7 protein-coding genes are annotated in these 13132 nt (G+C 65.1%); 4 read left to right on the forward strand and 3 right to left on the reverse strand.

The window, feature by feature from the left end:
* The first annotated feature begins 44 nt into the window (after positions 1 to 44).
* From IVB13_RS16465 to IVB13_RS16480, 4 genes are all read left to right on the forward strand, one after another.
* A complete protein-coding gene (locus tag IVB13_RS16465; protein WP_247489664.1) occupies positions 45 to 6494 on the forward strand; it encodes a non-ribosomal peptide synthetase in 6450 nt (2149 codons plus the stop codon).
* Positions 6495 to 6635: 141 nt separating this feature from the next.
* Positions 6636 to 6806, forward strand: a complete 171-nt coding sequence (locus tag IVB13_RS16470; protein WP_162847227.1) for a hypothetical protein — start codon at positions 6636 to 6638, stop codon at positions 6804 to 6806.
* Positions 6807 to 7051: 245 nt separating this feature from the next.
* Positions 7052 to 7783, forward strand: coding sequence for a 4'-phosphopantetheinyl transferase superfamily protein (locus IVB13_RS16475; RefSeq protein ID WP_247489666.1), 732 nt, complete (start codon positions 7052 to 7054; stop codon positions 7781 to 7783).
* The gene (locus IVB13_RS16480; protein WP_018455685.1) at positions 7780 to 8760 is read left to right on the forward strand and encodes an LLM class flavin-dependent oxidoreductase; all 981 of its coding nucleotides are present in this window, start codon (positions 7780 to 7782) and stop codon (positions 8758 to 8760) included. The genes IVB13_RS16475 and IVB13_RS16480 overlap by 4 nt, the downstream gene beginning before the upstream one ends.
* A 138-nt stretch (positions 8761 to 8898) precedes the next feature.
* Here the strand turns inward: IVB13_RS16480 and IVB13_RS16485 are convergent, their stop codons facing one another.
* The 3 genes from IVB13_RS16485 to IVB13_RS16495 form a co-directional block, all read right to left on the reverse strand.
* Positions 8899 to 9924, reverse strand: a complete 1026-nt coding sequence (locus IVB13_RS16485; protein ID WP_018455686.1) for a histone deacetylase family protein — start codon at positions 9922 to 9924, stop codon at positions 8899 to 8901.
* A 126-nt stretch (positions 9925 to 10050) separates the two neighbouring features.
* On the reverse strand, positions 10051 to 10992 hold the full coding sequence (locus tag IVB13_RS16490; protein WP_026233001.1) for an SMP-30/gluconolactonase/LRE family protein: 942 nt from the start codon (positions 10990 to 10992) through the stop codon (positions 10051 to 10053).
* Complete coding sequence (locus IVB13_RS16495; RefSeq protein ID WP_247489668.1) at positions 10949 to 13021, reverse strand: PQQ-dependent sugar dehydrogenase; 2073 nt, start codon at positions 13019 to 13021, stop codon at positions 10949 to 10951. Before IVB13_RS16495 ends, IVB13_RS16490 begins: the two co-directional genes overlap by 44 nt.
* Positions 13022 to 13132: the final 111 nt, after the last annotated feature.

Here is a 13132-nt window from a genome sequence, read left to right on the forward strand (position 1 = left end):
AACTTCTTGGAAGAATAGCCCAATCGGATCAAAAGGGAACGGAATTGTCGGACGCCACACGCCCAGCCCCGCGGGAAGCGAGTACGACGGCCGAAGCGAAGATATTCGAGGATATCGGCGGTCTTCTCGATTTCCATGCCCGCAAGATGCCGGTGGCCCCCGCCCTCCTCGCCCCCGGCCGGCCGGTCCTCAACTACGGCGGGATTGGCGCGCGGACGCAGGATCTCGTCCGCACGCTGCGCGGGCTTGGCATCGCTTCTACCGACCGCATCGCGATTGCGCTGCCGCGCGGTGCCGACAGCGCACTGGCCCTGATCGCGGTAGCCTCGAGCTGCGCTTGCGTTCCCGTCAATCCCGATCTGACGGCGGACGAGCTGCAACGCTATTTCAGCGAATTGAAGCTGACGGCGCTCGTCACCCGGGCCGACACGAACTCGGCGGCCCGCGATGTCGCCAAGGCGCTCGATATTGCGGTGATCGATTTCGTGCCGGGGCCGCAAGACGATCTCGGCGGCTGCGCGTTGGTCGGGCCGGCGGTCGGACCGGCGAGCAGCAGCGGCGCCTCGCGCGGCGACGACGACGCGTTCATCCTGCTGACCTCGGGCACGGCGGCGCGACCGAAGATGGTGCCGCTGACGCATCGCAATGTGTGCCTCTCCGCCTACAATGCCGGCCGCGCGCTCTCGCTCGCGTCCCACGATCGTCTGCTCAACGTCCTGCCGCTGTTTCACGCCCATGGTCTGATTTCCGGCCTGCTGACGGCGCTGGCCGCGGGCTCCAGCGTAGTCTGTACCGAGGGTTTCGACGCAGCCTCCTTCTTCGGCTGGATGCGGCAGCTGCAACCGACCTGGTACACGGCAGTGCCGACCATCCATCGCGCGCTGCTGACGGCGGCGGAAGCCAACCCGGATCTTGCCCGATCGTCGTCGCTGCGCGTGATCCGCTCCGCCTCGGCCTCGCTTGCGCCTGCGATCCTCGACGGGTTGGAGGCGACGTTCGGCGTTCCCGTGCTCGAAACCTACGGCATGACGGAGGCGGCCTCGCAGATCGCGGCCAACCCGTTCGAGCTGCGCAAGGTCGGATCGGTCGGCCGCGCCGCGGGCCCCGAGATCACAATCATGGACGAGACGGGCCGCGCGCTCGCCAGCGGCCAGCACGGCGAGATCATGCTGCGCGGACCCAACATGAGCCGCGGCTACTATAATGACGAGGCGGCGACGCAGGCTGCCTTCCGCGACGGCTGGTTCCGGACCGGCGATCTCGGCTATCTCGATGCCGACGGCTATCTCTTCATCGTCGGCCGCATCAAGGACGTCATCAACCGCGGCGGGCAGAAGATCTCGCCTCTGGAGGTGGAAGAGGTTCTGCTCAGCCATCCGGCGGTGCTGGAGGCCGGCGTGTTTGCCGTCCCGCACCCGAAGCTCGGCGAGAACGTCGCCGCAATCGTGGTGCTGCGGCCGAATTCCGAGGCGACTTCGGACCAGTTGCGCCAGTTCGCCCGGAAACGACTCGCGGCCTACAAGGTGCCGAGCCTGATCCGCAGCGTCGCGACGCTGCCGAAAGGCGCCAGCGGCAAGGTCAAGCGCAATGCGCTCGCCGAATTGATTGCAACGGACGGCGGCGAGGAGGAGGCCCGTCTGCCGCGCAACGCGCTGGAGACCGAGCTCGCCGGGATCTGGGCCGATCTGCTGGAGCTGCCGCAGGTCGGGGGCGATCAGGACGTCTTTGCGCTCGGTGCCGACTCGCTCGCGGTGACGCAGATGCGTTCGCGCCTGCGCGAACGCTTCAATGTCGATTTCTCGTTCGAGGACGTTTTTGATTGCGCCACGGCCGCCGCGCTTGCGGCCCGGATCGAGACCGCCGCAATCCATCGCGAAACGATGCTACCGGCCTGGCGCCAGGCCGGGGAAGCAGACGCGCCGCTGTCGTTCCAGCAGCAGCGGATGTACGTGCTCTCGCGGCTCGACCCCACGCGCTACAATTATAACGTCGTCGAAGTCGCGCTCCTCAAGGGTGGGCTCGACGTCGCCGCACTTTCTGCGAGCCTCACCGCCGTATCGGCGCGCCATGAGGCGTTGCGGTCGGTCATCGTCGAACGCGAGGGCGAGCCGGTGCAGCTTGTGCTGCAATCGCCACCGCGGTTCGAGCGGATCAAGCTCAAGCCCTGCCCCGCGAACAAGCGGGTCGCTGTTGTCAGGCGCGAAGCACTCCGGCTCGCGCAACATCCGTTCGACCTTGCGAACGAGGCACCGCTGAAGGTCACGCTGCTCTCGTTCGACAAGAGCAGCCATGTGCTGGTGGTCAACGTCCACCACCTCGTCACCGACGGCTGGTCGCAGCGGCTGTTCTGGGAAGAACTCGCCGCCCATTATTCGGCAGCGCGCAAGAACGACGTGGCGGCACTGCCTTCGCCCGCCTTCCAGTATCGCGACTTTGCGCTCTGGCAGCAGAGCTGGGCGCAGACGCCGGCGGCCAAGGAGCAGCTCGATTACTGGCGGGTGCAACTGGACGGCGTCATCACGCTGCCGCTGCGAACCGACCGCCCAAGGCCGGAGGTCTGGAGCGGCCACGGTGCCCGTCACTATCTCGAATTCTCCAAAACCCTGTCGGCCGACCTGCGCGCGCTGAGCCAGAACCAGGGCGTCACGCCCTTCATGACCCTGCTCGCCGTGTTCCAGTGCCTGCTGTTCCGTCACACCGGACACGAAGATGTCGCGACCGGATCGCTGATCGCCAACCGCAATCAGATCGAGAGCGAGCGCCTGATCGGACTGTTCGCCAACACCCTGATCCTGCGCAATGATTTTGGCGGCGATCCGAGCTTCGGCGACATGTTGCGCCGGGTACGGCAGGTCACGCTCGATGCCTATCGCAATCAGGATCTCCCGATCGAGGAAGTCCTGCGCTCGCTTCAGATCGCACGAAGGACGGACGGCAATCCGCTGTTCCGGATCATGTTCATCCTCCAGAATGCCTCGATCGAGGCGGCACGATTCTCCGGTCTGTCGACGCGGCGGATCGAGATCGATCCAAAAGTGGCGCGATTCGACATCACGCTCGAACTGGTCGAGGCCGACGGCCGTTTCACCGGCTTCTTCGAATACGCCACCGATCTGTTCGACGCGGCGACGATCGAGGGCATGGCCGCTCAGTTCAAAACCCTGCTCAAATCCGTCATCGCCGATCCGGAGCAGCGCATCTCCCGCCTGGCACTCCTGACCGAGGCCGAACGCCGGCAGCTGCTGGCGCAGGGCCGGGGCGTGCTGGCCAATTTCGTCGCGCGCGGCAATTTGAGCGAAGGTTTCGATCGCCAGGTCAAGAAGACGCCGAACGCGATCGCGGTGTCGGACGGCCGCACATCCCTGAGCTACCGCGAGCTGGCGCGCCGCAGCCAAGCGGCTGCGCGCTGGCTCACTCTCGAAGGCGTCGGCGCCGAGGCCGTGGTCGCCTTGCTTGCAGATCGCGGGCCCGACCTGCTCGCCGCGATGATCGCCGTGCAACGCGTGGGCGCCGCCTTCCTCAATCTCGATCCCGACCAGCCGCGGGAACGGCTCGCAACCATCCTCGGATCGAGCGGGGCCCGCATGCTGCTGATCGGACGGGCGCAGTCATCCATGGCGGAGGCGCTGCTCGAACCGCTGGTCGAGCGCATCCAAATGGCCGAGCTCGAGGACGCGATCGCGCCAGCGTCGACCAAGCCGGCCCGTGCGGCGCGGCGCGCGGCTTCGAGCCTCGCCTATCTCATCTACACCTCCGGGTCCTCCGGGGCGCCCAAGGGCGTTATGATCGAGCAGCGCGGGCTTTCGAACCATCTGGCCTCGCTCATCTCCGAGCTGAACCTCTCGTCCCGGGACGTGATCGCGCAGACCGCGCCACAGAGTTTTGTCATCTCGGTGTGGCAGTTCCTCGCGGGGCCCATGGTCGGCGCGCGCGTCCATGTCTGCGGTACCGCGATCGTGCAGGACCCGATTTTGCTCGCGCGCGAGATCGAGCGCGAGGGCATCACGGTGCTCGAGATCGTCCCGTCGCTGCTGCGAGTGATCCTCGATCGTATGGACGAGGCACAGGTCCGACGCGCCTTTGCGAGGCTGCGCCTTCTGATTTCGACGGGCGAACCGCTGCCCGTCGATCTGTGCAAGGCCTGGTTCGCCCGCTGTCCGAAAGTGCCGCTGATCAACGCCTATGGTGCGTCGGAATGTTCCGACGACGTCTCGCTGCATCGCCTGACCAAGGCGCCGGCGACCGACATAGGCCATGTCCCGGTCGGCGCGCCGCTGCCGAACATGCAGCTCTACGTGCTCGACGCAAACCTGCAGCCGCAGCCGGTCGGCGTGACCGGCGAGCTCTGCATCGGCGGCGCCGGTGTCGGCCGCGGCTATGTCAACGATCCCGCGCAGAACCGGCAGCGCTTCCTGCCCGATCCGTGCTCGCGCAAAGCAAGCAGCCGGCTGTACCGGACCGGCGACCTCGCCCGCCGCCGTGCCGACGGCACGATCGAATGCCTCGGTCGCGCCGACCATCAAGTCAAGGTCCGCGGCTACCGTATCGAGCTCAAGGAGATCGAGAACGCGCTTGCCGACCATCCCAGTGTGCGCGCCGGCATCGTCGAGCCGCGTCGCGAAGCGAGCGGCGATGTCAGGCTGATTGCCCATATCGTCGCAAGATCCGGCAGCCGGAGCAGCGCCAGCGAGCTGCGCGACTTCCTGAAGAGCCGGCTGCCGGACCATGCCATCCCGTCCGCGTTCTTGTTCCTGGATCAGGTGCCGCTCAATGCCCATGGCAAGATCGATCGGACCGCGCTGCTGGCGCCGGCGCAGCAGGAAACGTTCGGACCGGATGCGGCCGTGCCGGCGCGGCGCTTCACCGAAAAGGTGCTGTCCGACATCTGGATCGACCTGCTGAAGGTCGAGAGCCTCGGCGTCACCGACAATTTTTTCGACCTCGGCGGCCATTCGCTGCTGGCGGGCCAAGTCATGGCGCGGGTCGCTCGGGCGCTCGGCGCGTCGCTGCCGATCAAGACCATCTTCGAGGCACCGACGATCGACGAGCTTGCCCGGCGGGTCGACGAGGTCGTGGCGGCAAAGCCGCGCAAGCCGGCTGCAAGTTTTGCAAGGCTGGCTGGCGCGAGCCTGGCCGAAGGCAGCCCACCCACGCTCTCGATCGCGCAGGACCAGATGCTGCGGATCGAGCAGAATCTTCGCGGACTGCCGCTGTTCAACCTGCCTTTCGCTTTCCGCCTCCAGGGGCCGCTGAATCCGGCCGCCCTGGCGCAGGCGATCGACGACATCGTGCGCCGGCACGAATCGCTGCGGACTCATTTCGGCTGGAGCGGCGGGGAGCCCGTCAGCCGCATCGCCGCGCCCGGCGCCCTCGGCCGTGTCCTGACTGTCGGGACGATCGGCGACGGTCAGCCCCACAACAACAAGCGGCGCAAGGCGCTGGAGCTCCGCAAGATCAATCTCCTGATCGAACAGGAGACCTATGTCCCGATCGACACCACGCGCGCGCCGCTGCTGCGCGCCCGGCTGTTGCGGCTCCACGATGGCGATCACGTGTTGCTGCTGACGCTGCACCACGCCGTCGTCGATGGCTGGTCGATCGGCGTGCTGTTCGAGGAATTGTCCTACCGCTATGCGGCGCTGGCCGGATATTCGTCGGTGCCGCTGCCGAAACCGCCGCCGGCCTTTTCGGACGTGGCGCGCTGGCAGCGCTGGTGGTGCGGCACCGATGCCGCCCGCCGTCAGGCGGCCGACTGGACCGAGAATTTGCGCGGGGCGGCTCCCCTCTTCGAGGGCGAATCAAGGCCGGGCCCGTCCAGGGGGCACCATCCGGTCAGTCTCAAGCGTGAGCTGATCGGCCGGCTCGCGGCTTTCGCCGGCCAGCACAATTGCACGGCGTTCATGTGCCTGCTGGCCGGCTTGAAAGCCGTGCTGCTGGCGCGGACCGGCCGCCACGACATCTCTATCGCCACCGCCATGGCCAATCGCGCCCAGCCGGACACCGACCGGATCGTCGGTCCGTTCGAGAACACGGTGATTGTTCGTACCAAAATCACGCCGGAGCTGTCGTTCGCGCAAGCCGTAGTCCGGGTCCGCCAGAGCGTGCTTGACGCGCATGCGCGCCAGGAGCTGCCTTTCAACATCCTGGCCGATCATTTGGAGCAGGAGGGGGTCAATCCAGCCTCGCTGCTCCAGGTCTATTTCACCCTGCAAAATCCGCTGCGCCAGCCGCTCGATCTGCCTGATCTCACGACAGGATCGATCGGCAACATCGCCCGCGAAGGCCAGCCGGTGCTGCCGATCGACCAGACATGGCTGTCGCTGATGCTCAAGGAGCGGCCGACGGGAATCACCGGTTCGTGCAATTACAAGAGCGAGCTGCTCGACGGCGCTACGGTCGGCCAGTGGATGGAGGATCTCGTCGCGCTGCTCGCGGCCGCCCTCGCCCAACCCAACACACCGCTCGGCCGATTGCTCAATCGCAGGGCGGCATGACCGACCGTACATCACGGACGAATACGGGGTCACTCGTCAAAGCTGTGAATGACCAAGTTGCATCTTGATTATTTGGCGCCATCGCGCAAGATTATTCTCGCGTTTTGATTTGGACGAGTATTTTCAACCGGGGAGTTCGTTATGGGTTTCATCAAATTTACCAAGGGCACCTCGTTGAGCGACAAGGACCGCAAGGCCCTGCAGAAGTTGCTCGGCGCCGAGAAGAAGAAGCTGCAGTCCGCGCTGAAGGACGTCGACGCCAGCATTTCGATGTTGGGCGGCTCCAAGAAGTCCAAGAAGAAGAAGACGTAAGACTCGTCGGCCGGGACGCCGCACGAATCTTCAGGCTTCAGTTTTCGGGCTTCATTTTTCACATTTGGCCGCTCGCGTGTCGAGTTGGGGTCTCGCACAAGCTTGCGCCCGTAAACCGGCCAGCAATCGACAAGGATTCGCCCGAGTGGACCGCTAGAAGCGGTCCGCTTAGTTGATTCTTGCTCAGTTGATTCTTCCGTCATGGCAGGGGATTTGGCCCCGGCCTGGCGCCATGGGCCCAATTGATGGCAGACGACAGAATTGAACTGTTTGTCGGATTGATCGAGAATTTTGACACGCCAGGTGCGATCGATACGTGCCGGCGCCTGCTCTCGGTCGACGAACGGGTACGAGCCGACCGCTTCGTGTTCGAGCGGCACCAGCGACAGTATATTTTCGCGCACTCGATGTTGCGCCTTGCGCTCTCGCACGTCGCACCTGAGGTCGCACCGACCGACTGGTCATTTGCGGCCGGGCGTTACGGGCGGCCGTTTGTCGCATCACCCAGGACATCGAGCACGCTGCATTTCAGCCTGTCGCACGCCGACGGCTGCGTCGCCTGCGTCGTGTCGGGGCATGAGACCGTCGGCGTCGATGTCGAGACCGTGTCGCGTCGGGTGGCGCCGCTGTCGACCGCGCTTCGGTTCTTCGCGCCGGAAGAGGTCGAAACGCTGCGCAGGCTGCCGGAGCCCGCCGCGACCGAGCGCTTCTTCGACTACTGGACGCTGAAAGAAGCCTATCTGAAGGCCAGGGGTTTCGGCCTCAATTTGCCGCTCGACGCCTTCGCGATGCAGGTATCGCGCGAGGCCATCGAGATCAGCTTCAAGCCCGATATCCCCGACGATCCGCAAGGCTGGCGATTCCAGCTGATCTCGCCGTCGCCCTCGCATCGTCTCGCGATCGCGGACGGCTCCCGCGCCACCGGCGGCCTTCCCATCACCCGCAATGGATGGCCGCTACAGGAGGCGGCTGAATGACGCCGCGGCGGCTGCGCGTCTTTCCCGCGATTTCGCGCAACCGCGACCCCAAGAAATATGTCGACGAGCTGATGCGGGTGGCGCAGTTCGCCGATCGCAACGGCTTCGAAGGCATCCTGCTATTCGAAGGCAACGACGTGTTCGTCGAGCCCTGGGCGATGGCCCAGCACATCATCGGCGAGACGACCCGATCCTCGCCGCTGATCGCGGTCAATCCGGTCTACATGCACCCGTTCACGGCGGCAAAATTCGTCTCGTCCTTTGCGCAGCTCCACGGCCGCAAGGTCTATCTCAACATGATCACGGGGACGGCGGTCAGCGATCTGCAGGGGCTCGGCGACGAGCAGTCGCACGCCGATCGCTATGTCCGGCTCGGCGAATTCGTTGCGCTGATGCGCCAGCTGCTGGCAAGCCCGCGTCCGACGACTTTCGAGGGCCGGTTCTACCGCGCCAGCAACCTGCAACTGCGGCCGCGCCTGCCGCCGGAGCTGATGCCGGAATTTCTGGTCGCAGGCCAGTCCGAGCCGGCACAGCGCGTCGCAAAGGAGACCGGCTGCATCAAGATGCAGATGTTGCCGCCGGATCTCGACCGCGGCCTCGATGCGCCGGGCATGAATTTTGGAATTTTCGCCCGCGAGGGACGCGACGAGGCGCGGCAAGCGGCAAAGGCGCGTTTCCGCGATAATGCCGACGATCGCGAGCTGCTCGCGCTCACCGTGGAGAACAGCGATTCCGTGTGGAAACGGCGCCTCTACGAGAGCCAGAGCGGCGAGCTCGCGGACAATGGCTATTGGCTGCTGCCGTTCCTGACCTTCCAGGCCGACTGCCCCTACCTCGTCGGCAGCTACGCGGAGATCGGCGCGAAGCTGAAGGAGTTTGCCGCGAAGGGGCTGACCACGATCATGCTCGACATGGTCGCGGACGAGACCGAGATGCAGCACGTCTGCAAGGCGCTCGCGGCAAGCGGGATGTTTTGAGTTGTGGATGAAGTCGACCTAACCATCCACATCGTCATTGCGAGCGTAGCGAAGCAATCCAGAGTCCCTCCGCGGAAAGATTCTGGATTGCTTCGCTACCCTCGCAATGACGGAGAATGATGGGCCACTCAGCGAGAATCAGCGCGCCTCTTCGAATCCGGCCAGCACCGAGGTCAGGTTCGCGCCGAGGATGTCCGAGAGGTAGCCGCCCTCCTGCACGAACACGGTCGGCAGGCCCATCTTCGCGATGGCCTGTCCGATGCGGCGGAAGCCCGGCGTGGTGACGGCGAGACCCTTGAGCGGATCGTGCTCGGAGGCGTCGAGGCCGAGCGCGATGACGAGGGCGCCGGGCGCAAAGGACTCGATCGCCTTGCGCGCGACGTCCATCGCCTGGATATAGCCGTCATCGCCGGTGCCGATCGCCAGGGGAATGTTGAGATTTGTGCCAAGGCCGGGACCTTCGCCGCGCTCATGCGCATAGCCCCACACGTAAGGATAATACGCGACGGGATCGGCATGGATCGAGACCGTGTAGACATCCGGCCGCGCGTAGAAGATTCCTTGCGTGCCGTTGCCGTGATGGACGTCGACGTCGAGGATCACGACACGCTCGTGCCTCTGCCGCAGATGCGCCGCCGCGATCCCGCTGTTGTTGAGGAAGCAGAAGCCGCCGGCCATGTCGCGATAGGCGTGATGGCCGGGCGGCCGGCAGAGCGCATAGGTCGCATCCTCGCCGTCCATCACCATCTGTGCCGCGGTGACCGCGACGTCGGTCGCAGCGCAGGCCGCAGCCCAGGTGCCCGGGCCGATCGGCGCCGCGGTGTCGGCGGTGTGCCAGCCGAGCTTGCCGGTGATATGGGTGGGATAAGTCGCGGCATGGCGCACCGGATGGATATTGCCGATCATCTCCGGGCCGGAATCGCCGAGCGCGGTCCAGGCCTCCCAGGCCTCGCTCAGGAACGACAGATATTCCGGACTGTGGATGCGCGCACGCGGTCCCTGCCCGAATGTGGTCGGCTCGACCAGTTGATGCTTGCCGTCCTTGAGCCCTTTGAGCAGGCGGTCGGCACGTTCGGGCTGCTCGGTGGTGCGCTTGACCACACCGCGAACCAGGAAGAATTGCGGATCGTGGCTGCGATGCAGCTCGGTATGGACGGCTTTCACTCGAACACTCCGTGGTCGCTTTGAGGGTGCCACAGATGTCTAAATCCCCGCGGCGGCGAGATGCAAGCAAGAAGAATGCCGCCCCTGTCGCACCGCCCTGCGCCGGAAGCAGATCCCTCGTGAAGCTCAGCAGCGCCCGCGCTGAAGGCAGTGCTCGCGGCCCTGCTGGTCGGTGCGGAAGGACTCGACGAAGCCGCCCTGACGCTGAGTGACGAAGATCGTCTTGCCGTCGTGGCCTCCGAAGGCGAGGTTGGTCGGCTCCTTGGCTCTCAGCGTGATCTCCCGCTCCACCGCGCCATTGGCCTTCATCAACGTGATCGTGCCCTTGAGGATGCGCGCAACATACAGGCGGCCAGCGATGTCGGTGCGCAGGCCGTCGACAGTGTCGGGCTGAAATGCCTTGACGAGTCTTGGACTGGTGAGCTCGTTGCCGGCGACCGTATAGGACCAGATCTGACCGCTGCTGGATTCCCCGACATAGAGCGTCTTGTCATCAGGGCTGAGATCTATGCCGTTGGTCGTGCCCATCGCGCGCGGCGCCGACATCAGCTGTCCCTGCACCGTTCCGTCGGCTCCCTTCGCGATGCGCCAGATGTGGCCTTCGCGACCTTTCCAGTTCGGATCGCTCGCGTAGATCGTGCCGTCGCGGGCGATGGTGATGTCGTTGGGCTGGTTCATCTCGTCGGAGTGAAACCAGATGGCGGGCTCGGTCGATCCCTTCGGGATCGCGAAGATGTTGTGCTTCTTGTAGTCGGCGATGAACATGGTGCCGTCGCGCGCGAAGCGGATGGCATTGCCGACGCTGCCCTCGGGCAGCGCCGTGAACGGCTCGGACGCCGTGCCGCCGACGGGCAGCTTACCGATGGTGCCGGGCTTGCCGAAATTGACGACGAAGAGATTGCCGTCGAGATCGGCGGCCGGCCCTTCGATGCCGAACGTGTATTCGCCTGATGGCGTCACCTGCACGCTTTCGAACAGTTTCGTTTCCGCTCGGGCCGGTGCCGTCGCAAGGACGAGAACAACGCTACTGCACAGGCACCAGAAATTCCTGCCGGATGTAATAGCCATCGCCGTCGCTGCACTCGCCATTCAGATAGGCATCGGCCGGTCGGAAGAAGCGGCTGAAACCGGGTTTGTCTACAGCATTCCTTTGTGTCACGACGACGACCTTGGCAGCCGGTATTTCGCCGCATTCCTTGTTCGTTTTGCCAAAGAACTTGCGCTGCGGCGGGCCGGACTTGATCCGCATCCGGATGCCTGGAACCATTCTTGACACCAGCAGATCCGCCGTGTCGAGCAGGCGCGTGTAACCGGGTTCGGCCTTCGGCAGGCCGTCGCCACCCGGCGGCATCAGTTTCTCCGCGCCCAACCCACGAAGCCGCGTGCGCAACTTTCCGGAATCGGGATCACCAGGATAGATCCAGCCATCCTGCGACAGCATGAAGCGAAGCACCGTCGCGTCCTTCTGAGCGTCCGATAGGCCCGGCTTCAGGCCGAAATCCGAGTGACAGCCGACGCAGTGCTTTTCGACGAGGCCCTTGCGCAAATTGGTGAGCCGGACGCTGTTCTGCGCGTCCCTGGCCACGAAGACCGCCAGTTGCTCGATCAGCGCCTGGCTACGCACGTCGCAGGGCAGCGGCGACGGCGCATCGCCCGCGGCGCGGTCGATCCGGATCACGGTCTGGTTTTTGTCCTCGACCAGCCAGATTGCGCCGTCCTCCGCGACCGTCATGCCGACCGGCGCACCTTGCGGCCGCGCGCCGTTGACGCGGTGCCAGCCTGCGATCAGCTCCTCGAACGGCGCGGCGGCGACGGCGCCGGCCTCGGTCTGAAAGCTGTGGGTCGGATCGGCCGCGCAACTGACATGATAGCGTACCGGCGCCGGGGCGGGCTTCGGGAAGCCGTGATCGTCGACGTCATAGACGATGACGCGGCTGCCGGTCGGGCGGTAGCCATGCAGGCCGACCAGCAGCTTGCCCTCGAGCTCCGGAAATTTCGCGCCGTGATAATAGAGCATCGCGAGCGGCGCGCCGTGCGGCGGCAGCAGCGAGAACGGCGCCTTGTAGAGAGCGTTGGCGGTGCACAGCGATTTGTAGACCCCCGACCGCAATACGATCCTGAATTCTAGACTCGGCGTCGACAAATCGTAGCAATAGGGCCAGCCGTAATGCCTGCCCTGCTCGATCGCGTTGATCTCCTCGTTCGGCTTGAAAATGTCAGGCAGGTCGCGGCCGTTCTCGCCTTGCAGAAAGGCATAGCCCGCATCAGGGAAGTTCGGATGCAGCGCCAGCGCCATCGAGTTGCGCAGGCCGCGCGCATAGACACCGTGCGGCGGGTCGGGTTCGCCAGGCTTCAACGCCGGGAAGATACCGCCCGGGGGCGGCGTGAACAGCCAGATCGACGCCATTGCGGAAACGCCCTCGGCCGCCGCGCAAGGTCTCGTGATCGGCGCCGGCGTGATGCAGTCGTCGCTCTGCGAGCCGACATTGACGAACAGCCGGCCGTTCTTATCAAAGACAAACTGCTTGAATGGATGCGCGCTCTCGTCGAGCTTTTTGCCGTCGGGCAATGTGATCCGGCGGCCGGGCATGTGACGGACGACGGTCTCGACCGTGTCGCGCGGATTGTCGGCGAGCGGATCGAACCGGAAGATCGTCTCCGCGCTCGAGGCATAGAGCTTCTTGTCCGGGCCGATCGCGAGGCCGAACGGATATTCGATTGCAGTCAGCAACTCCTTGAACCGCTGTCCCTGGGGTGCCCGCGGGTCGAGCAACAGCAGCCGGCCATCGGTATGGCCCCAGCCCGCCATGTCGGCGACCACGAACAGGTCACGACCGGGCACCTGGATGATCGAGCGCGGGAATTTCAGCCGATCCTCCTCGCTGGCGACGAGGCCAGCGCAAAATCCCGCCTTCATGTCGATCTGGATTCTGGGAAAGGCGAGATCGGCGCTGCCGCAGGTCTCCGTGCCGATCGCATAGCCGCTCTTGCGGACCGGTTCTGATGAGCCTACCGAGGCGAGGGTCAGGAGGACCACCAACGCGCCCGTGCATGCGCGCAGGCTTCGGCTTTCACGCCAAAATGTGAGGTGGTTCACGGCGCCTCCCGGACGTTCCGTCCAGGGTTGTTCCATGCCGCGGGAACGCCGTCCAGTTGATCAACACCCCCTTGTGATCAAACCAGCAGGGGGCTTGGCGCCGACCAATCT

It is taken from the genome of Bradyrhizobium sp. 17 (assembly GCF_023073515.1).
GTDB classification, from domain to species: Bacteria; Pseudomonadota; Alphaproteobacteria; order Rhizobiales; family Xanthobacteraceae; genus Bradyrhizobium; species Bradyrhizobium canariense_D.